Consider the following 20,795-nt stretch of genomic DNA (forward strand, 5'->3'; position numbering starts at 1 on the left):
GAGATTGTAGTGGACGGCCGAATGACGTCCGTGAACGTTTCGGCCTTGACCAGACAGACAGTGAGCGATACAGCGGCCTATCCGGCCTGTACCATTGTATGCAGGAATGGCAAGGTGTTAGACTTGCATTAAACATAATATAAAATAAGATGAGCTAAATATTTACACGAAAGCAACCCTCGTGGAGTTGGAGATACAAAGAACGGAGGCTCAATAGATGAATAGGTTCCGGAAATCGGGCGCTTTCAGAGCTTCAATCTATGTGATCGCGGTGGCTCTGATCGTCTACCTTACGGTATACATGCCAACGCCATATATTATATATAAGCCTGGAAGCGCGGATGAAGTTAAACCCATGGTTACCGTGAAGGACGGTGACAAAGATGAAAAAGGCGTATTCATGATGACCACCGTGTCGGCGACGTATGCTAATTTATTTTTGCTAGGTACTTCATATTTTGATAAAAATGCGCAAGTGGATAAAAAGGAAGATCGTCTGCGTGGCAAAAGCGAGGCAGAATACTCGGCTGAACAGGTCTGGTTCATGAGTGACTCGCAATCATCTGCCATGGAAGCAGCGTATGAAAAAGCAGGTGTCGCGTACTCCATTGTACCTGAGCATATCTTTGTATTTGGTCTCTCGGAAAATCCGAAGCCGGATGGAGATATTGAGCCGGGAGACATTATTATGGGTGTAAACGGAACAGCTACACCGGATAACACCGTCCTTGCCGAACAGCTGAAGGATAAAAAAGCCGGAGATACCGTGGAGATGCAGCTGGAACGGGGCGGTGAGACGATCAGCCGGGATGTCACGCTGGTTGAAGTCAAAGACAGCAAGACAGGCAAGACGCGAACGGGCCTCGGGGTGATGATCGGTTCGGTTCAGAAGGTGAAACCGGAAGATCCGAATAAACAGATCACATTTTCGAGCACTCAGGTGGGTGGGCCATCTGCGGGACTGATGTTTACGCTTGAGATTTACAATCAGTTAACTCCCGGAGATCTGACCAAAGGACATCGTATTGCTGGCACAGGCACGATTACGAAAGATGGTATCGTAGGTGCCATAGGTGGTGTTCAACATAAAATTGTTGCTGCTGATCGTAAAAATGCTGAGATTTTCTTTGTTCCGAAAGATAACTACAAAGAAGCCGAGGCCAAAGCAAAAGAAATCCATACCCCGATGAAGCTCGTACCTGTAAGTACGCTTGACGATGCTCTGACTTATCTGAATAGCTTGTCTGTAAAATCGTAATGAAGTAGAGTATCCAGGCAGAGGAAACAGGCTCAGAAAAAAATGAAAAAACAAATGACAAAATCCCTTGTGATGACGGCCGGATTGGCAGCGCACAAGGGATTTTTTGCTGGATGTTATAGCAAGTGTTATTGCACCTATGTATCGAATGAGGTGTTATTCACGCAGATGTTCCATCACATTCTGACTGGTGAATCGTAGTAGTCGCTATACATGACGCGTGATATGGTGCGTGCATCATGCTGTTCATGTGCAAGCGCGTAGGCGGCTTGCGCTTGAATGTCCAGCTCCAGTTGAGTGTGATCAAACGTGGATGGCTTCATGACAATGGGCAGAGAAGCTGTTTTTTTCATCTCTTTGAGCAGGCTCTGGCCCTTCGAAGTAAAGCCGAGGACACGTAGATATCCGGGTCCGCTCGCTAATTGCTCTGGTGAACACTCGTCCTTCGTGTGATTCAGGAGCAGGTGGGCGAGCATACGCTGCAGTTTGGTGCGCGTATATCGCCGGGTTTTGAGCGCATTCAGGAGAGCTTCGACTGAAGGCTCCGGGAGCTTGGCGAGTGAACGAATGAGCCGATGCTCCAGTCCTTCCGTGACTTCGGCGATGCGTTCCAGCTCGCAGGCACGCCGGGTAGCCGCCATGTGCAGCAGCGGCTGTGCAAAGCGCTCCCAGTGCATGGGAGCGCGCCCTTCCTGCCATTCGCGCTGCAGAATGGCAAGGGTTGCCGCCGGTACGTATGGTGCGGCGGCGTTAGGTCCGTCCGCCAGCAACAGGCGGCGGACGGCAGTGGCACTGGCGATCGCCCCCGGGCCGGGCGTCGCCTGGTGGTAGGCGGCACCGGTACGCGCCGCCGTCAAGGGCTGGATCGCGCTGCCAAGCCGTTGCAGCGCGATGAGGTAGTGCAGCCCAAGCGAATTGTTGGGCTGCTCCAGCAGTGCAGCGGCGTCGTGAGCATCGACGCCGCCGGGCGCCAGCGCTGCCGCCGCGCCTGCGTACGCGGCGGGGTAGCTGGCGCCTTCCCGCAGGCGGCGCGCGATATCCTCGCGCAGCCCTGCGGGCTCCACAGCCAGCACGCGCGCAATGCGCTGCAGGCTGTCGATGTCGCCGGACTCGCTGCCAAAGCAGAGCGAGTCCACAACCCCGGTGCGGTGCAGCAGTGATACCGCACCAAAGGCAAACCACTCCGCCGGTTGAACCGCATACACAACCGGCAGTTCAAGCACCAGATCGGCGCCAGCATGGAGCGCCATCTCGGTGCGGGCCCTTTTACCAACGATGGCGGGTTCGCCACGCTGGAGAAAAGGGCCGCTCATCACGGCCACAACGGCGTCTGCTCCGCTAAGCCGCCGAGATTCATTCAGATGATGCACATGTCCGTTGTGTAACGGATTGTATTCTACAATAACCCCCACAGCTTTCACGAATGTTACTCCTTTCTTAATTTAATTGTATCCACCTTTTTTCAAAAGGAGGTTTAGAGTTTACAATTCGTTTTTCACATTTTTCTTTGCTCTCTGTATCTGCATATAAAATGAATCCATTGATATAATCTTTACAGTATCCCATTCAAAAAAAATCGTGGACCGTCAAAGGTCATGGGTACCTCTTCCATCATAGAGGAGAGCAGGAATTAGAGCAAATCATGAAAAAAAGGCACAGGATCAGCATCCGCAGATACCGCCTGTACCTAAAATTTAGCCCTGAATATCTTTAAGAAAACTTTTATTAGGAAATTACCTATGAATTAAGCACCACTTCCACCATAATCAATGCTTGTGCCCTCAGATGAATTCTACACATTTTTCGGCCATGTTATATGCTCAAACATTTTCCGAAGCAGCAGCTAGGCTGGCTTTTGGTCCGAAAAATTCATAGTGAATACGATCCTCTGCTACCCCGGTCAAGAGTAGCTCTGTATATACCGAACGCATAAACGCCACAGAGCCACACAAATAATAGTTCGCATCCAGTTCTTGAATGACCTGACGAAGCCATGCCGCATCCATGTATCCCTGCTTGTAAACCAATTTGTTCTCCAGATCGGAATCAACAGGAGCCGTGTAACAATAGTATGCCTTTAGATTAGAATGCTCTTGAGACAGTTGGTTCACATGATCGCGGAATGCGTGAGATATTCCGTTCGGGCTGGCGTGTAAAAAGGTAATCGAACGCCGGTCATTTGATTCAATTAGCGTATTCAACATGCTGATCATTGGCGTTAAGCCTACGCCGCCGCTCACAAGTACAACAGGACGCGCAACTTCTGTATCTAAGGTGAAATCACCAGCTGGAGCGGAAAGTTCAATCAGACTGCCTTCTGCGATGTGATCGTGAAGGTAGTTAGAGATCAATCCACCTGGGCGATCCGATCCACCCAATTCGCGTTTCACAGATATACGATAATAGGGTTTGTCGGGTGCATCGGAAAGGGTATACTGACGAATCTGAGTGAAATCCTGTCCATCAGGCTGGATTCTAATGCTGATATATTGCCCTGGTTGATATGAAGCGATAGGCTTGCCATCTTCCGGCATGAGATAAAATGAAGTGATGACTTCGCTTTCTTGCACTTTTTTCGCAACTTTGAAATTTCTGAAACCGTCCCATCCGCCTGTTTGATTCGCCGCTTTCTTATACATATCCTGCTCAATGCCTATGAAGGCATCCGCAATAACTTGGTAGGCGTCACCCCATGCGGTCAAGATTTCATCCGTCGCGGCATCACCGAGTACATCCTTAATGGCTTGCAATAGGTAAGTACCTACAATAGCATATTGCTCAGGCACGATGCCCAGACTGCGATGTTTATGAGCTACCTGGCGAACGGCTGGTATAATGGCAGCAAGGTTATCAATATGCAGGGCTGCGACGTAAACCATATTGGCAAGCGCGGCTTGCTGACGGCCCTGTTTCTGGTTAGCGTGGTTGAAAATGTTCAATAACTCCGGGTGAGCCGCAAACATCGTTTGGTAGAAATGGCGTGTAATTGCCTCACCGTGAACTTCAAGTGCAGGTACAGTAGATTTGATTACAGCAATCGTTTGTTGGCTTAACATATAATTCCCCTCCCGATTATTGTTGACATATGGTCTGCAGATGGTAGCTTGTGAAAATGCTCATGTATGTTAATTGTGCTTTCGATTTATAGCAAGTATAGACAGCAGGTTAAATGGCCTGTGTGACATAGATCACACCATTCGTTAACGATTAGTGACCAATATTTAAGGAGAGAAGCATATGAGGTGTAAGTAGAAAATAGTTTCACTGGTATACATCTAGAGATGACTTGTAGTTATTCTGGAGTAGGTCTATAATAGATCAGATGTGACGGTTTCGTCGGAGCTACCGTTTTCCCAAAAGGGTGTAAAGTTAAAAGTGTTGACAAACCTCTTGGAAAATCGGTATAATGATTTTTGTTTGTTAAGTCAGTTTCATAAATCTTTTGCGGGTGACAGCCATAATACATACAGTCAGGAATGAACGCGCATATTAGGATCGTCTTGAACTGTATACTGCCGCCATTCGTAGGGTAACTATTTATGAAATTGGTTTCGTTTGGAGTGATGAAACATGTTAATGCCATTTCGCAAAGTGGCGACCAGTGATCGTCCCGTAAAGTTTAATGATCAATGGGATATTCAACATCTGGTTTCTAACCGACAAGATATCACAGCCGTTACCCCGCTGACTGCGGATTTGTCTGCAGAGATCAGAGAGGAGAACGTTGTGGATGTTCATGGCAAACTGACAGTAGGAGTGGACATGTTATGCTCCCGTTGTCTTAAGCCGTTAAGTGAACATTTTCATATTGATTTTCATGAGCAATTCAAGCAGGGAAAACAGCCGGAGGAATTATCTGAGGATGACGATACTCTCTATGTGGATGGGGATAGCGTTGATCTGAAGGTTTATGCCGAGGGAGCTTTTCTGCTGGATCTTCCGTTTGTGCCGCTCTGCAGTGATACATGCAAGGGGCTCTGTCCCAAGTGTGGCCATGAGCTGAACGAAGGTGACTGCGGTTGTGATACCCAGGTTATCGATCCGCGGCTTGCAGGACTCAAGGATTTTTTTAAATGAGCATGATTGAAAATCGAACGTAACAACTACCTGCAAAGGTTGATTTTGATAAGGAGGTGGGAATAATGGCAGTACCTCAACGGAGAACGTCCAAGACGCGTCGCGACAAACGTCGTACTCACTTTAAATTGGCTGTACCGGGCATGGTGAAATGTGAACAATGTGGCGAACTTAAACTGAGTCACCACGTGTGCAAAGTGTGCGGAACGTACAAAGCAAGAGAGATTATCTCTCAATAATAGCTAGACATGAAGCAACACTTCATTTCAATGAGGTGTTGCTTTTTTGTGTGAGAAAAGATGCAACGAATACCATATTTCGGGCGGGTTGTTATGCTTAACACGTTTGTTCATCAGCGCTTTGATGAAGTGATGTGAATTTGTTACACCAGCCTTTCTTTTTGACACAGGATGAGATATACTATAGTTTAGTACCAGGTTCTAATATTTGACGTTACATACAGATCATCATAAACTTTTATGAGAAGCTCCCTTGGGTGAGCGGGGGTTGCAGGATATAGAGAAGTAAGACTTGAATGACTGAACCTGACCGAAGGGGCGGTTCCAGAAATGATACAGCGGGGGGTGTCAGGCATCGAGCGTTTACCGAAGAGACAGAGGCAACAACAGTTAACCAAAATGATAGACGAGAATCCGTTTGTGACAGATCAGGAGCTTACACGTCAATTAAAGGTAAGTATTCAGACGATCCGTCTTGACAGGCTGGAACTTGGCATACCCGAGCTTCGGGAACGGATGAAACTGATGGCGGAGCGCTCTTATGATCAGGTGCGCTCATTGCCCCTGCATGAGATCATTGGAGATATCGTTGATTTGCAACTGGACAAGAGCGGAATATCCTTATTTGAGATCAAAGAGGAGCATGTTTTCTCTAGAACAGGTATTGCCCGTGGTCATTATGTTTTCGCACAAGCCAATTCACTGGCAGTCGCTGTCATTAATGATGAGATTGCATTAACTGCTTCGGCAGATATCCGTTTTGTTCGTTCGGTTCGTTTGGGAGAGAAATGCATCGCCAAGGCTTATGTCAAATCCATCCCCGGTCAGAAGGGGAAAGCCAAAGTTGAAGTGTTCACCTATGTTGGTGAAGAAATGGTGTTTCAAGGTAATTTTGTGATCTATCATTCAGGTGGAGAAGACAGCAAAGAAGGAGGTCATTTGGAATGAGAATCGTCATTGATGCTATGGGCGGCGATAATGCCCCTGCGTCAACCGTAGAAGGTGCTGTTGCCGCGGCTACGGAATGGGCGGATACACAGATCGTCCTGGTTGGCGATGAAGCCAAGCTTGAACCTCTTTTAAGTCAGTCTGGAGCAAGGCCGTCCAACTTGAGCGTTCGGCACGCTTCCGAGGTGATTGGTTCAGATGATGAACCGGTAAAAGCGGTACGACGCAAAAAGGATTCCTCGATGGTTGTAGCTGGACGTATGGTCAAAGAGAAGGAAGCCGACGCGATGATCTCGGCAGGAAATACCGGAGCGTTAATGACAGCAGGTTTGCTCGTTGTAGGCCGGATGGACGGGATTGAACGTCCTGCACTTGCCCCGATGATCCCTACCATGGATGATGTGGGCGTGCTTGCACTCGACCTCGGTGCGAACATGGATGCTAAACCGGAACATTTGGCACAATACGCGCTGATGGGCAGTTTGTATCGACAAAAAGTACAAGGTATTGCTTCTCCAAGAGTGGGCTTGCTCAATGTAGGGACAGAGCCAGGCAAAGGAAATGAGCTGACCAAGCATGCCTATCCGCTGCTGGAACAGCTGCCTATTCGTTTTGTGGGGAATGTAGAAGCACGGGATGTACTTACTGGCGCCTGTGATGTGCTCGTGTGTGACGGGTTTGCAGGTAACATTTTGCTCAAATCGCTGGAAGGTGCGGCAGGTGCTATTTTTGGTCTGCTCAAAGAGAAGTTTACTTCGTCCTTCAAAAATAAACTGGCTGCGGCGGTGCTTATGCCGGAATTGCGTGGTCTGAAGAGCAAACTTGATTATACGGAGCACGGTGGGGCCCCTTTGTTAGGTTTAAGTGGACTGGTCGTGAAAAGTCATGGTTCGGCCGATGGCAATGCGATCAAAAATGCCGTGCGTCAGGCGCGGATTGCAGTGCAAAATCAGTTGGTGGACAGCATATCTAAGGAAATTAGCGGGAAGTGARTGACGATATGAATAATTTGCGCCCAGTAGGGATCATTGGTACAGGTAAATATGTGCCAGAGAAAATTTTGACAAACAGTGATTTGGAAAAAATGGTCGATACGAATGATGAGTGGATTGTCAGCCGTACAGGCATCAAGGAGCGGCATATTGCTGCACCGGATCAAGCTACTTCTGATTTGGCCTATGAAGCAGCATTGAAGGCTCTTGAATCGGCTGGTATGACTGGTAGCGATCTGGATCTGATCATTGTTGCAACGATTACACCGGACTCCTCTTTCCCGTCAACAGCTTGCATTCTGCAGGACAAACTGGGAGCCAAGGGAGCTGCCGCATTTGATTTGTCCGCTGCTTGCTCCGGGTTCGTATATGGCCTTGCTACGGCAACCAGCTTTATTAAAAGTGGTATGTATAACAATGCACTTGTGATCGGTGCGGACTGCCTTTCACGTATTACAGACTACACAGACCGTAACACTTGTGTTCTTTTTGGTGATGGTGCGGGTGCTGTAGTCGTTGGTGAAGTTCCGGAAGGCCGTGGATTCAAAGCATTTGATCTCGGTGCAGAAGGGGCAGGAGGCAGTCTTCTTAACATTGAGGGCGGTGGTTCACGCCTGCCAGCAAGTACGGAAACGATTGAGAACAAAAAGCATTATATCTATATGAACGGCCGTGAAGTCTTTAAATTTGCCGTTCGTGTTATGGGAACAGCAACGATTGAAGTTCTTCGCAAAGCTGGTATGGATCGTACCGATGTAGATTTGTTCGTTCCGCATCAGGCGAATGTACGAATTATTCAATCAGCAATGCAGCGTTTGGAGCTTCCGGAAGAGAAAGTGGTTGTCAATGTAGACAAGTATGCGAATACGTCGGCAGCATCTATTCCACTTGCACTGGTTGAAGCAGCAGAAGAAGGCCGTATGAAAGCAGGAGATACTGTTTTGATGGTCGGTTTCGGTGGCGGTTTGACTTGGGGCGCATCCGTACTCGTATGGTAAACTAGACAGCTGGAGGATGAATGAAATGGGTAAAGTCGCTTTTGTATTTCCTGGGCAGGGATCACAGAAAGTAGGTATGGCGAAGGATGCATATGAATCTGTACCTGCAGCCGCAACCATTTTTCGCACAGCAGATGAAGCCTTAGGTTTCTCGCTGAGCAACCTGATCTTTGAAGGACCAGACACGGAGCTGAAACAGACATCCAATACACAGCCGGCATTGCTCACTGCGAGTATTGCACTACTAGAGGCTTTCAAAGAAAAAGGGATTGAAGCAGACTACGCTGCAGGTCATAGCTTGGGCGAATATAGCGCATTAGTGGCAGCAGGGGTTCTTTCCTTTGAGGATGCTGTGCAAATTGTTCGTGCACGTGGTCAATATATGGAAGAAGCAGTTCCAGGTGGACAGGGAGCAATGGCTGCTGTACTGGGTGCAGATCGGGAAGCGCTGGGGGTGCTTTGCCGTGAAGTGTCAGAGAGCGGACATACAGTTGAATTGGCCAACATTAACTGTCCTGGACAAATCGTTATTTCAGGTGTAAAAGAAGGTGTTGCTGCCGTGTCAGAACGGGTGAAAGAGGCAGGTGGCAAACGCGCAATTGCACTTGAAGTTAGTGGTCCGTTTCACTCTTCATTGATGAAGGGTGCTGCTGAAAGGCTGGCCGATAAGTTGAGTACAGTGACGTTCTCATCTGCAAAGGTTCCTGTGGTAGCTAACGTAACTGCAAGACCTGCTGAAGATGGACAATATCAGGACTTGCTTACATCTCAGGTCTATTCTCCGGTTTTATGGGAAGACAGTGTGACATGGCTGATTGAGCAAGGTGTGGATACGTTTATTGAGATTGGTTCAGGCAATGTATTAACCGGTTTGATTAAAAAAACAGATAAAACCGTAAAATTATACAATGTAAACAGTCTCGAAACCTTGGAAGCAACCGTAACTGATCTTAAAAATAATAATTAAATCACACAAGTAGAACTATTTATTTACACTTTAACGGAGAGGACAGAAAAAAACTGGAAAAGCGAAGCTAAAAGCTTTCTGAAAGAAAGCTGCATCGGAAGCATAGGCTTCGCCTTTATCACCGGATTTTCCCCTTTGGAAAGGGAGATGAAAAAATCTGGGGATAACAGCGATTGAAAGGTTATTCTGTCACCTTAGTGCTTGTGTAAATAACTTAGGTCTAACTTGTGTAGATTCAAGGAGAGGAGGAATGGTTATGTCTAAACCGTTAGAAGGTAAAAATGCATTGGTAACCGGAGCATCCCGCGGAATCGGTCGTAGCATTGCGCTTGCCCTGGCAGAAGCTGGAGCGAATGTGGCTGTAAACTACGCTGGCAGTCAGGCTGCTGCAGAAGCGGTAGCTGACGAGATTCGAGCAAAGGGTGTTCAGGCTATTACCATTCAGGCGAATGTAGGTCTGATGGGTGAAGCGGAGCAAATGGTTAAAACGACACTTGAAGCGTGGGGGAATCTCGACATTCTGGTAAACAATGCAGGAATTACCCGGGACAACCTCATCATGCGTATGAAAGAAGAGGAGTTCGATCAGGTGATCGAAACAAATCTCAAAGGGGTGTTTAACTGTTTGAAAGCAGTAACACGTCCGATGATGAAGCAGCGTTCAGGAAGAATTATTAACATTTCTTCTGTTGTCGGTGTTCTGGGTAATCCAGGTCAAGCCAATTACGTAGCTGCCAAGGCGGGAGTTATTGGCTTAACGAAGGCTTCTGCCCGAGAGCTTGCTTCTCGTGGGATTACGGTGAATTGTGTTGCACCAGGTTTCATTGAAACCGATATGACAAAGGAATTGTCTCAAGAGCTGGTCGATGGTATGCTTAGTGGCATTCCGTTGTCCCGTTTGGGGCAGCCGGATGAAATTGCAGGAGTGGTTACATTCCTGGCATCAGAAGCTTCATCTTATATGACAGGTCAAACACTGCATGTCGATGGCGGCATGTACATGTAAATTTCCTGGACTTGAACTTACAGTCGGGGAACGGGTGCTGGACGATCCGAAATGCCGGAAAAAGGCCGGGTTCCCCGGCCGGGAGCCGCATATGTCTTCTATGGCATTTTGCCTGCGATTCTCGTATAATACCAAGGAGGAGGTGAACCGGATGTCCGATGTATTGGAGCGTGTAAAACGCATCGTCGTCGACCGCTTGGGCGCAGACGAAGCTGAAGTTACACTTGAAGCATCTTTCAAAGAAGATTTGGGTGCTGATTCTTTGGATGTAGTGGAATTGGTCATGGAATTGGAAGATGAATTCGATTTGGAAATCTCTGATGAAGATGCAGAAAAAATTACGACCGTAGGTGAAGTTGTAAACTACATACAATCTCATACCTAAAGTCAATTCAGTCCCGCTCCTGTTTTTGAACAGGCGGGACTTCTCATCATTCATTGGTTTTTCACATCCCGCAGACGGGGATGCTGCGCTGATCTTTGGAAAGGCGTCTTGCATCAGAGTCTGCGGATATTCCCACAAAATACTTGCGTAATGCAGTCGATATAGAGGTGAGTCGGTTGAAACAAAGAGTCGTAATTACCGGAATGGGCGTAATGACATCGCTCGGAAAAGATTTAGAAACGTTCTGGGGCAGTTTAATGGCAGGAAAGTCCGGAATTTCTCAGATTGAGGCGTTTGATGTTAGTGAATACACGACACAGATTGCAGCCGAGATCAAAGATTTCAACCCGGAAGAGTATATGGATCGAAAAGATGCACGGAAGATGGATCGTTTTGTACAGTTCGCTGTAGCAGCCGGTTTCAAAGCCGTAGAAGACAGTGGTCTCAAGATCAACGAGAACATTGATGCAGAACGTTTTGGCGTATCCATTGGTTCTGGTATCGGTGGATTGGGGACTTGGGAGGATCAGCACAATGCGCTCTTGCAAAAGGGTCCTAAACGCGTTAGTCCATTCTTTATCCCGATGATGATTTCAAACATGGCGTCTGGACAGATGTCGATTTCACTTGGTGCCAAAGGTCCCAATATCAATGTTGTTACCGCTTGTGCAACAGGAACACACTCCATTGGAGATTCGTTCAAGTTGATTGCAAATGGTGATGCAGATGCGATGATCTGCGGCGGTGCTGAAGCAACCATTAGGCCAACTGGACTTGCAGGTTTCTGCGCGATGCGTGCGATGTCTACACGTAATGATGATCCTGCGAAGGCAAGCCGTCCTTTTGATACAGGTCGTGACGGATTTGTGATGGGTGAAGGTGCAGGTATTCTGATTCTCGAATCTCTGGAACATGCTCAGGCTCGTGGTGCACGCATCTATGGTGAAGTGATCGGTTATGGTCTGACAGGTGATGCACATCATATGACCGAACCAGATCCAGATGGAGCAGCTCGTTGTATGACGATGGCACTTCGCAATGCAGGCATTAATCCAGAAGAAGTGGACTACATCAATGCACACGGAACTTCAACACCGGTTGGTGACCGTTCCGAAACACTGGCAATCAAAAAGGCGTTTGGTGATCATGCGTACAAGCTTGCAGTTAGTTCGACGAAATCCATGACAGGTCATATGCTTGGTGCTGCAGGTGGTGTGGAAGCTGTAATCTGCGGATTATCTCTGACACATCAGACACTGGCTCCAACGATTAACCTGGAGGATCAGGACCCTGAATGTGATCTGGACTACGTGCCTAACGTTCCACGTCAAACTAAAGTGAATGTAGCGATGTCCAATTCATTTGGATTCGGCGGTCACAATGCTACCATCATTCTTAAAAAATTTGAAGCATAAGGGGCTAGTTCGTTTGAGTGAAGATCTGAAGCAGTTACAACAAAAACTTCAAATCAAATTTGACAACAGGCAGCTTCTAAAACAAGCGTTTACCCATGCTTCTTATGTAAACGAACACCGATTCAGTCAACATCAGGATAATGAGCGGCTGGAGTTTTTGGGCGATGCTGTACTGGAGTTGACTGTATCGGAGTACTTGTATCATCTGTATCCTAACCGTCCGGAAGGAGAACTAACAAAGATGCGAGCATCCATTGTTTGTGAACCTTCCCTTGTCAAATTTGCTGAAGCGCTTAGTTTTGGTCAATATGTACTTCTTGGAAAAGGTGAGGAATTAACTGGGGGACGTACACGCCCGGCTCTGCTAGCGGATGTGTTTGAATCATTTATTGGTGCATTATACTTGGATCAGGGTCTTGAACCTGTGCGAGCATTTCTGGATCAGCATGTTTTCCCGTTAATCGTTGTTGGCAGCAAGCTACAAATGAGTGATTACAAAACAGAATTGCAGGAACTCACACAGCATCACAATATGGGGGCTCTGGAATACCGGATCGTCGAAGAGCGGGGACCAGCCCATGAACGTGAGTTTGTCTCGGAGGTCCATATGGGTCAAGAACGGCTTGGCCGAGGTACAGGACGTTCCAAAAAAGAGGCGGAACAACAGGCGGCATCTGCGGCGCTTGAACGGCTGAAGCTTCCGGAAGCCTGAATTACACCAGGCAGCGCTTAGACAAACGAAGAGCAAAGAGCAGCCCGCGGGCCCGCCCCGGCGGAAGTAATCGGCCGGACTGCTTTTTGCTCTTTTTTTTGTAAAGAGACTCGGGAGGAAATCTTCAGATCTTTAACTAGGTGCTACAAGCATTATTTGAAATTTGCAAGAGGAGGTGACGAGAAGCCCTATGTTTCTGAAACGAATAGAATTGGGTGGATTCAAGTCATTCGCCGACAAAACGGAAATGGAATTCGTTCGTGGCATTACAGCGGTTGTAGGTCCGAACGGAAGTGGTAAAAGTAATATATCTGATGGTATCCGCTGGGTATTGGGGGAGCAAAGTGCCAAGTCACTGCGTGGCGGTAAAATGGAAGATATTATTTTTGCGGGTAGCGATGCGCGTAAAGCCGTCAACTACGGAGAGGTTTCGCTTACGCTCGATAATGAGGATCATGCATTAGCTCTGGATTTTGGTGAAGTAACCGTAACCCGTCGTGTTCATCGCAGCGGAGACAGTGAGTATTTTATTAATAAACAATCCTGTCGTCTGAAAGACATAACCGAGCTGTTCATGGATACGGGGATCGGTAAAGAGGCTTACTCAATTATTGGACAAGGACGAATTGAAGAAATTTTGAGTACTCGTTCCGAGGATCGTCGGGGAATCTTTGAAGAGGCATCAGGAATTGTTAAATATAAATCTCGTAAACGGGATGCCACACGCAAGCTGGATGAAACGGAGCAGAATCTACTGCGTATTCACGATCTTGTTACTGAACTGGAAGATCAGATTGGTCCGCTTAAGGAACAATCTGAGAAAGCTATGCATTATAAACAGCTTCGTTCTGAACTCAAATCGAAGGAAATTTCAATGTATGTGTATCAGATTGAACAGATCCATGCTTCCTGGAGTAAGGCGAGTGAACGTCTGGAGTCGCTCAAACATGAAGAAGTTGGACTAGCGGCGATTGTATCCACACATGATGCGAAGCTTGAGAATGATCGAAATGCCCTGCGTCTGCTGGAAACGGAGACGGAAGAACTTCAGGCTGCTTTGCTGCAATTCAGTGAGGCAACAGAGAAGAGTGAAGGGCATGGAGAACTTCTTCGGGAACGTGCGCGTAATCTGCAAGCGAACCAGGAGCAACTGAGGGAAACGCTGGCGGTGAGTGAAGAGAGACATCGTGAGCGTGAAGGGGAACTGCTTACTTTACGTGAGAAGTTTGGCAAGCTTGAACTGGAACTGGCTGATGTGAAGAATCGTTTGGCTGAAGAAGAAGCCAAGCTGGTCGGTGTTACCGGCGGAATTAGTCAGCAACAGGAGGAAAGTCTCAAAGGAAACCTCTTGGAACTGATGAATCAGATGGCACAGGCACGAAACGAAATTCGGTATGTGGACCAGCAAAAAGAAACGCTGGAGCGCAGAATGAACCGTGCATCAGAAGAATCCGGCAAATGGGAAGAACAGAAAGAAACCCTGGAAAGCCGAAAAGCGGAAATCCAGAAAAAAGTTGTTCAGTTAGGTAAGGAAATCAGTGAATTGCGCGGGGGATATATTTCGGAAAGCGAGCGGTTGCAGTCTTTGCAAAAGCTTCTGGAAGAAAGCCGGAGCACCGTACGCAAATGGGAACAAAAGCGTGAAGCACAGGTGTCCCGCCGGGACACGATGAAAGAAATGCAGGATGATTTTGACGGCTTCATGCTGGGTGTAAAGGAAGTGCTCAAAGCTTCTCGAAAAGGGACGTTAGACGGAGTACATGGCGCAGTAGCAGAACTCGTTAAAGTTCCTGAGAAGATCGAGCTTGCAGTAGAGACGGCAATGGGTGCTGCGCTGCAGCATATCGTTATGGAGAACGAGGCGGTGTCGAGACAGGCTATCGCCTTCCTGAAGCAACGTCAGTTGGGGCGTGCCACCTTCTTGCCACTGGATGTTATTCGTCCGCGGGCAATTGGGGCAGCAGAGCGTTCGATGGTTGAGGGTATGGACGGTTTCGTTGGTATCGGCGCAGAACTTGTGCAGTATGATACAAGATATGCCTCGATTATCGGTAGTTTGCTTGGTAATGTCATTATTGCGGAAACACTGGAGTTTGCAAATAAAATTGCAGCACGCTGTCAATATCGTTTCCGTGTTGTGACCCTGGAAGGGGATGTCGTCAACGCGGGCGGTTCCATGACAGGCGGCAGTCAGCACAAAAAGAATGGCAGTTTGCTCAGTCGCAAGCGACAACTGGATCAGCTGGATCAGGATATTCTGGACACTGAGCAGCAGATTGTGAAGCTGCATCGTAGTGTGGAGGATGTCAAAGCTCAGCTAGAACAGTGTCAGGATAAGCTGGATCAGTTGCGCCAGTCTGGTGATGATACCCGGAATGCGGAACAGCAAGCCTCGATGGAGATGAAGCAGGTTGAACATGAACTGCGCCATGTCTTGGAGCAGGTTGCTGTGGCAGGTCAGGAAAAGAGTGGATTTACCGAAGAGATCAAGGAACTCGACAAGTCTCGGGTTGAAGCTGAGAAAAAGCTCGAGCAGCTTGAGGAAGAAGAAAAAGCAACTCACCGTGCCATTCATGCAGCAGAATTTGCTCGGAAAGCCAATGAATCCGCAAAAGAAGAATTGCAGACTCAGCTGACCGAACTGAAAGTGCGGGAAGGCAAGCTGGATCAGGAACGCTTTTCGAATGAGGAACAACTACAGAGGCTTGAACGTGAAGTCGATTCTCTTGTAAAAGATCTTCGTCAGAATCGAACGTTGCTAGCTTCGATGGAAGCTGATTTCAAGAAAACGCAGACCGAGAGTGTAAAACAGATTGAAGATCTAAACGAGTACAAGCTGAAGAAGACGAAGGCTTCGCAGGAGCTCGATTTCAAACGTGCTGCGCGAAGTGAATTGTCGAAAAAGCTGGAGCTGGCCGAGAGTGAGACGAAGGAACAGCGCACACAGCTCAAAGCGGTAGAAGAGCAGATGCGTCAGACTGAAATTTCTGTAAACCGGCTGGATGTTGAACTGGAAAATATTTTGCGCAAGCTGACAGATGAATATGAACTGGGTTATGAACTTGCCAAAGAACGTTATCCGGTACCGGAGGATGTGGAGAGTACACAGGCAGAGGTTCAGAAGCTGAAACGTGCTATCTCCGCTCTCGGTGATGTCAACCTCGGCGCGATTGAAGAATTCCAGCGGGTGAATGAGCGGTATGAGTTCCTGAACGAACAGAAGAATGATTTGGTGGAAGCCAAAACAACGCTGTATCAGGTCATTAAAGAAATGGAAGATGAAATGGCCAAACGGTTCAAATTTACATTTGATGCCATACGCCGTGAATTTGGTACCGTCTTTACGAAACTGTTTGGAGGAGGACGTGCCGACCTTGTTTTGATGGACCCTGAAAGGCTTCTTGATACAGGGATTGATATTGTAGCCCAGCCGCCAGGCAAGAAACTGCAAAACCTGCAGCTGTTATCTGGTGGAGAACGAGCTTTAACGGCTATGGCTCTGCTGTTTGCGATTTTGCATGTGAAACCTGTACCATTCTGCGTACTGGACGAAGTAGAGGCTGCACTTGATGAGGCTAACGTTGTTCGTTTTGCACAATATTTGCGTGAGTTTTCTGAACAAACTCAATTTATTGTGGTTACCCACCGGAAGGGCACGATGGAAGAAGCAGATGTCCTGTACGGGGTTACCATGGAAGAGGGTGGAGTATCTAAGCTCGTTTCGGTTAAGCTGGAAGACGACGAAGCTGAAATTGCCTGACTGAATCGAGATTGTTTTGCTGCCTTAAAGCAGGACTCATTTTATTTCTTATAAAAATCATTACCATTACGATTTGATCATGTACACGATGGAGGGGCTTTATGAGTTTTTTTAAAAAGCTGAGAGACAGCATCGCAAGTAAAACGGAGTCGGTAACCAAACAGTTCAAAGACGGACTTGAAAAGACGCGTAAAGGGCTTGTGGAGAAAGTAACCGATCTGGTTATTCGCCGCAAAAAAATAGACGAGGAATTCTACGAGGAACTGGAAGAGATTCTGATCGGGGCAGACGTAGGAGTCAACACCGTCATGAATCTCATTGAAGATCTGCGTGTAGAAGTGAAAAAACGTAAAATTGAGGATGCGGCTGAGTTGCAGCCGGTGTTGTCTGAGAAATTGACGGATCTGCTTCGCGGTGAGCAAAACAATGAACTGAAAATGAATCCGGACGGCATTACGGTCATTTTGTTTGTCGGTGTGAATGGTGTTGGTAAAACAACAACCATCGGCAAGCTGGCGCATCGTTTCAAGCAGCAAGGGAAAAAAGTGATTATGGCTGCGGGAGATACGTTCCGTGCCGGAGCAATCGAGCAGCTTGAAGTATGGGGACAGCGTGCTGGAGTAGATGTGATCAAGCAACAATCCGGTTCTGATCCGGCGGCTGTCATGTATGATGCGGTCCAAGCTGCGAAACAGCGTGGGGCCGACGTACTGCTGTGTGATACGGCAGGTCGTTTGCAAAATAAAAGCAATTTGATGGACGAGCTCAACAAAATCTATCGTGTCATTCAGCGTGAGATCCCGAGTGCGCCGCATGAAGTGCTGATGGTGCTGGATGCAACGACAGGACAGAATGCCCTGAATCAGGCTAAACTTTTCGGAGAGAAAAGTGGTGTGACGGGTCTAGTTTTAACAAAACTGGATGGAACAGCGAAAGGCGGAATCGTAGTTGCGATTCGGCAGGAACTGGATTTGCCTGTGAAGCTGGTTGGTCTCGGGGAGAAGATTGACGATCTGCAGGAGTTCGATTCCGAGCAGTTTGTACACGCGCTGTTTGCCGGATTAATTCAGGAGCAGTCAGCAGAGGTCGCCGAAGACGAGAATACACAAGCCTGACCTCGGGCTTAAATAAATAATCATGTTCATCGTATTGCCGCTGCATCATGTGAGAGATCACGTGTAATGTCATCGGCAATACGTGTATAATGGAAGATAATCGAAATYGTAATGGGTCAGAAAGGAAGGTTGATATGGCCAATACTTATACCTATTCCCGCCGTGAAGAGGTCGCAAATGCTGTAACACATGGAATTGGTGCTGCGCTTAGTGTGGCTGCGTTAGTGCTGTTGATTGTATTTTCCAGTATGAAAGGCACGGCTTGGCATGTTGTCAGTTTTACGATTTATGGTATTACGATGCTAATGCTTTATACGAATTCAACACTCGTGCATGCGCTCAAAGAGGGGAAGGCCAAAGATTTATTTGAGTTTTTTGACCACTCTTCTATATACCTGTTTATCGCAGGAACATACACGCCATTTTTATTCGTCGCTGTCCGAGGAACACTTGGCTGGACATTGTTTGGTATCATCTGGGGCATTGCTCTGGCTGGAGTCATCTTCAAAGCCTTTTTCACTAAGAAGTTCCTGTTTATGTCCACAATTTTCTACATCGCAATGGGATGGCTAATCGTTACTGCCTGGCAACCTCTTGTGGCTGTTATTCCGACAGGTGGAATCGTGCTGTTGGTTACAGGAGGTCTAATGTATACGCTGGGTACCTTGTTCTATGTATGGAGAGGATTCCCGTATCATCATGCGATCTGGCATTTGTTTGTACTCGCGGGTAGCATTCTGCATTTCTTTGCGGTCATCGTCTATTTGACACCGCTTCGTTAGAAGCGTTAACGAATGGTCACTACCTATCTTAACGAATGGTCTCAACCCTATAATGGAGACGATTCGTTTTTATTTTGTTTATTCGGTAATTAGAGTTTCAATCCCAATTAGGGAAAAGAGTGAATAAAGGTTCTATAGAGCCTCAATATGGCATTTTTCAACTCTTATAGACCGTGTTCGAAGCTCTTTTTATTGTGACAAGTATTTTTGCTTGACATCCTGATTTGTTTTAGGTATTATTAGGAACGTTGCAAGAGTGTAAAGTGTTTTTCCTTGACGAAGGGAGTGCCCCGATATGAGTCAAGAAAACCGGCTTGAGAAGACAAACCGGATTAACTTGCTTTTTGCCTTTTATGAATCACTGCTTACTGAGAAGCAGCAGACGTTTCTGAAATATTACTTTCATGATGATTTTTCACTTGGTGAAATTGCAGCCGAGTTTGAGATCAGCCGCCAGGCGGTATACGAACATATTAAGCGTGCTGAGCAAGTGCTTGAAAACTACGAAAGCAAGCTGGGTTTGCTGGAGAAGTATGAAAGACGCAGCCGCTGCCTTGAAGATTTACAACATGCACTGGAACGCGCTGGCGTTACCAAGGAAAACAACAAACCAATACACGATCTCGTTGCACAACTGAGCGAATAACTATTGTTCACAGTGAAGTGGGACGAATCGTTCTAACAAAACGTATTCAAGCTTAAGGAGGTGGGATCATGGCATTTGAAGGATTAACGACCCGATTGCAGAATGTGTTCAGCAAGCTGCGCGGCAAAGGCAAGGTGTCTGATGAAGACGTAGCTGAAGCGATGCGTGAAGTGCGTTTGGCACTGCTTGAAGCGGATGTAAACTTCAAAGTGGTCAAGGAATTCATCGCCAAAGTGAAAGAGAAAGCTGTCGGCAAAGAAGTGATGGACAGCTTCACACCCGGAATGGTCATCATTGACATCGTTAATAAAGAGTTAACGGATCTGATGGGTGGAAGTCAAGCCAAACTGGCCAAGGCAAACAAACCACCTACGGTCATCATGATGGTTGGTTTACAGGGTGCGGGTAAAACGACTACTTCGGGTAAATTGGCGAAGATGTTACAAAAGCAAAACAGCAGACCCTTGCTGGTTGCGGGTGATATTTATCGTCCGGCTGCGATCAAACAGCTACAAGTGCTGGGAGAACAGATTAAGGCACCTGTATTCACCCTTGGTGATCAGACAAGCCCGGTAGAGATTGCACGTCAAGGTCTGCAACATGCAAAAGACAACGGAAACGATTATGTTATCGTTGATACAGCAGGACGATTGCATGTCGATGAAGAATTGATGGAAGAACTGCGTCAGATTCACAGCGTAGTGAATCCCGATGAAGTCTTGCTTGTTGTCGACAGCATGACAGGTCAGGATGCGGTTAACGTGGCGGAACACTTTAATCAGCAACTTGATTTGACAGGAGTTGTCCTGACCAAACTGGACGGCGATACACGTGGTGGTGCGGCACTTTCGGTCAAAGCTGTCACAGGCTGCCCGATCAAGTTTGCCTCTCTCGGAGAGAAACTTGATGCACTTGAGCCTTTCCATCCGGAACGTATGGCTTCGCGGATTCTCGGTATGGGTGACATGCTGTCCCTGATTGAAAAGGCACAATCTAACATCGATACCGAAAAGGCCAAGGAAATGGAACGGAAGATGCGGAATGCAGAATTCACGTTCGAGGATTTCCTGGAGCAGATGGATCAGGTGAAGAAGCTTGGACCGATTGACCAGATCATGGATATGATTCCGGGTATGGGCAAGATGAAACAAGCGAAAGACCTGAAGGTGGATGACAAACAGATGGGCCGGATCGAAGCGATTGTCTATTCGATGACAACCGAAGAGAAACGGAACCCGGACATGATTAACCATAGTCGCCGGAAGCGTATTGCCACCGGAAGTGGTACATCGCTCGCAGAGGTGAATCGTCTGATCAAACAGTTTGACGAGATGCGGCGTATGATGAAGCAGTTCTCGGATATGATGGGACCTAAAGGCGGCAAGAACAAAGCGATGAAGCAGTTGAAAGGTCTTGGTAAAGGAATGAAGTTTCCTTTCCGTTGATTGAATGTGAAGCTGCTTAAGAACCAGATTTCATTGAAGGAGGTGAATTT

At 47.3% G+C, this 20,795-nt stretch carries 18 protein-coding genes; 16 read left to right on the forward strand and 2 right to left on the reverse strand.

Translation table 11 applies throughout. From position 1 onward, the window contains the following. Positions 1–217: 217 nt before the first annotated feature. On the forward strand, positions 218–1,258 hold the full coding sequence (locus AB4Z30_RS19860) for a SepM family pheromone-processing serine protease (protein ID WP_441929222.1): 1,041 nt from the start codon (positions 218–220) through the stop codon (positions 1,256–1,258). Positions 1,259–1,434: 176 nt separating this feature from the next. Here AB4Z30_RS19860 and AB4Z30_RS19865 read toward each other — a convergent pair whose 3' ends face one another. After that, the gene (locus AB4Z30_RS19865) at positions 1,435–2,679 is read right to left on the reverse strand and encodes a nucleotidyltransferase (protein WP_441929223.1); all 1,245 of its coding nucleotides are present in this window, start codon (positions 2,677–2,679) and stop codon (positions 1,435–1,437) included. A 399-nt stretch (positions 2,680–3,078) separates the two neighbouring features. Beyond that, on the reverse strand, positions 3,079–4,314 hold the full coding sequence (gene hmpA / locus AB4Z30_RS19870; RefSeq protein ID WP_441929224.1) for an NO-inducible flavohemoprotein: 1,236 nt from the start codon (positions 4,312–4,314) through the stop codon (positions 3,079–3,081). Positions 4,315–4,828: 514 nt separating this feature from the next. On the opposite strand from hmpA, the gene AB4Z30_RS19875 reads away from it, so the two are divergent. The 15 genes from AB4Z30_RS19875 to ffh all read left to right on the forward strand — a co-directional run bounded on the left by AB4Z30_RS19875 (position 4,829) and on the right by ffh (position 20,745). After that, entirely contained in the window at positions 4,829–5,335 is a 507-nt protein-coding gene (locus AB4Z30_RS19875) for a YceD family protein (RefSeq protein ID WP_441929225.1), read from the forward strand. Between the two features lie 65 nt (positions 5,336–5,400). Further along, entirely contained in the window at positions 5,401–5,574 is a 174-nt protein-coding gene (gene rpmF, locus AB4Z30_RS19880) for a 50S ribosomal protein L32 (protein WP_017689233.1), read from the forward strand. 330 nt (positions 5,575–5,904) lie between these two features. Further along, positions 5,905–6,522, forward strand: a complete 618-nt coding sequence (fapR, locus tag AB4Z30_RS19885; protein WP_441929226.1) for a transcription factor FapR — start codon at positions 5,905–5,907, stop codon at positions 6,520–6,522. Then, entirely contained in the window at positions 6,519–7,514 is a 996-nt protein-coding gene (plsX, locus tag AB4Z30_RS19890) for a phosphate acyltransferase PlsX (protein ID WP_441929227.1), read from the forward strand. Before fapR ends, plsX begins: the two co-directional genes overlap by 4 nt. Before the next feature lie 8 nt (positions 7,515–7,522). Then, positions 7,523–8,512, forward strand: a complete 990-nt coding sequence (locus AB4Z30_RS19895; RefSeq protein WP_441929228.1) for a beta-ketoacyl-ACP synthase III — start codon at positions 7,523–7,525, stop codon at positions 8,510–8,512. A gap of 25 nt (positions 8,513–8,537) precedes the next feature. Next, positions 8,538–9,479, forward strand: a complete 942-nt coding sequence (fabD, locus tag AB4Z30_RS19900) for an ACP S-malonyltransferase (protein ID WP_441929229.1) — start codon at positions 8,538–8,540, stop codon at positions 9,477–9,479. A gap of 256 nt (positions 9,480–9,735) precedes the next feature. Next, a complete protein-coding gene (fabG, locus tag AB4Z30_RS19905; RefSeq protein ID WP_441929230.1) occupies positions 9,736–10,485 on the forward strand; it encodes a 3-oxoacyl-[acyl-carrier-protein] reductase in 750 nt (249 codons plus the stop codon). A 151-nt stretch (positions 10,486–10,636) separates the two neighbouring features. Then, positions 10,637–10,870 carry an acyl carrier protein gene (gene acpP, locus AB4Z30_RS19910; RefSeq protein WP_024630176.1) on the forward strand — a complete coding sequence of 78 codons (234 nt, stop codon included), beginning with the start codon at positions 10,637–10,639 and terminating at the stop codon, positions 10,868–10,870. 176 nt (positions 10,871–11,046) lie between these two features. After that, positions 11,047–12,285, forward strand: coding sequence for a beta-ketoacyl-ACP synthase II (gene fabF / locus AB4Z30_RS19915; protein ID WP_441929231.1), 1,239 nt, complete (start codon positions 11,047–11,049; stop codon positions 12,283–12,285). Between the two features lie 13 nt (positions 12,286–12,298). Further along, positions 12,299–12,997, forward strand: coding sequence for a ribonuclease III (gene rnc / locus AB4Z30_RS19920; protein ID WP_090923901.1), 699 nt, complete (start codon positions 12,299–12,301; stop codon positions 12,995–12,997). A 190-nt stretch (positions 12,998–13,187) separates the two neighbouring features. Next, positions 13,188–16,757 (forward strand): chromosome segregation protein SMC, encoded by a 3,570-nt coding sequence (smc, locus tag AB4Z30_RS19925; protein WP_441929232.1) that lies wholly within the window; start codon positions 13,188–13,190, stop codon positions 16,755–16,757. Positions 16,758–16,858: 101 nt separating this feature from the next. Beyond that, positions 16,859–17,872, forward strand: a complete 1,014-nt coding sequence (gene ftsY, locus AB4Z30_RS19930; protein ID WP_441929233.1) for a signal recognition particle-docking protein FtsY — start codon at positions 16,859–16,861, stop codon at positions 17,870–17,872. A 134-nt stretch (positions 17,873–18,006) separates the two neighbouring features. Beyond that, the gene (gene trhA, locus AB4Z30_RS19935) at positions 18,007–18,654 is read left to right on the forward strand and encodes a PAQR family membrane homeostasis protein TrhA (RefSeq protein ID WP_441929234.1); all 648 of its coding nucleotides are present in this window, start codon (positions 18,007–18,009) and stop codon (positions 18,652–18,654) included. A gap of 295 nt (positions 18,655–18,949) precedes the next feature. After that, positions 18,950–19,300: a putative DNA-binding protein gene (locus tag AB4Z30_RS19940; RefSeq protein WP_441929235.1), complete on the forward strand. Its 351-nt coding sequence runs from the start codon at positions 18,950–18,952 to the stop codon at positions 19,298–19,300. Between the two features lie 68 nt (positions 19,301–19,368). Next, positions 19,369–20,745, forward strand: coding sequence for a signal recognition particle protein (gene ffh / locus AB4Z30_RS19945; RefSeq protein ID WP_441929236.1), 1,377 nt, complete (start codon positions 19,369–19,371; stop codon positions 20,743–20,745). Positions 20,746–20,795 lie beyond the last annotated feature (50 nt).

The sequence above is a fragment of the Paenibacillus sp. 2TAF8 genome (assembly GCF_052114825.1).
In the GTDB taxonomy this organism is placed as follows: domain Bacteria; phylum Bacillota; class Bacilli; order Paenibacillales; family Paenibacillaceae; genus Paenibacillus.

Excerpts from the sequence above, each read along its gene's own strand:
- AB4Z30_RS19860 (WP_441929222.1), top strand. The coding sequence starts at position 218 with ATGAATAGGTTCCGGAAATCGGGCGCTTTCAGAGCTTCAATCTATGTG.
- hmpA (WP_441929224.1), bottom strand. The coding sequence starts at position 4,314 with ATGTTAAGCCAACAAACGATTGCTGTAATCAAATCTACTGTACCTGCA.
- AB4Z30_RS19875 (WP_441929225.1), top strand. The coding sequence starts at position 4,829 with ATGTTAATGCCATTTCGCAAAGTGGCGACCAGTGATCGTCCCGTAAAG.
- rpmF (WP_017689233.1), top strand. The coding sequence starts at position 5,401 with ATGGCAGTACCTCAACGGAGAACGTCCAAGACGCGTCGCGACAAACGT.
- fapR (WP_441929226.1), top strand. The coding sequence starts at position 5,905 with ATGATACAGCGGGGGGTGTCAGGCATCGAGCGTTTACCGAAGAGACAG.
- plsX (WP_441929227.1), top strand. The coding sequence starts at position 6,519 with ATGAGAATCGTCATTGATGCTATGGGCGGCGATAATGCCCCTGCGTCA.
- AB4Z30_RS19895 (WP_441929228.1), top strand. The coding sequence starts at position 7,523 with ATGAATAATTTGCGCCCAGTAGGGATCATTGGTACAGGTAAATATGTG.
- fabD (WP_441929229.1), top strand. The coding sequence starts at position 8,538 with ATGGGTAAAGTCGCTTTTGTATTTCCTGGGCAGGGATCACAGAAAGTA.
- fabG (WP_441929230.1), top strand. The coding sequence starts at position 9,736 with ATGTCTAAACCGTTAGAAGGTAAAAATGCATTGGTAACCGGAGCATCC.
- acpP (WP_024630176.1), top strand. The coding sequence starts at position 10,637 with ATGTCCGATGTATTGGAGCGTGTAAAACGCATCGTCGTCGACCGCTTG.
- smc (WP_441929232.1), top strand. The coding sequence starts at position 13,188 with ATGTTTCTGAAACGAATAGAATTGGGTGGATTCAAGTCATTCGCCGAC.
- ftsY (WP_441929233.1), top strand. The coding sequence starts at position 16,859 with ATGAGTTTTTTTAAAAAGCTGAGAGACAGCATCGCAAGTAAAACGGAG.
- trhA (WP_441929234.1), top strand. The coding sequence starts at position 18,007 with ATGGCCAATACTTATACCTATTCCCGCCGTGAAGAGGTCGCAAATGCT.
- AB4Z30_RS19940 (WP_441929235.1), top strand. The coding sequence starts at position 18,950 with ATGAGTCAAGAAAACCGGCTTGAGAAGACAAACCGGATTAACTTGCTT.
- ffh (WP_441929236.1), top strand. The coding sequence starts at position 19,369 with ATGGCATTTGAAGGATTAACGACCCGATTGCAGAATGTGTTCAGCAAG.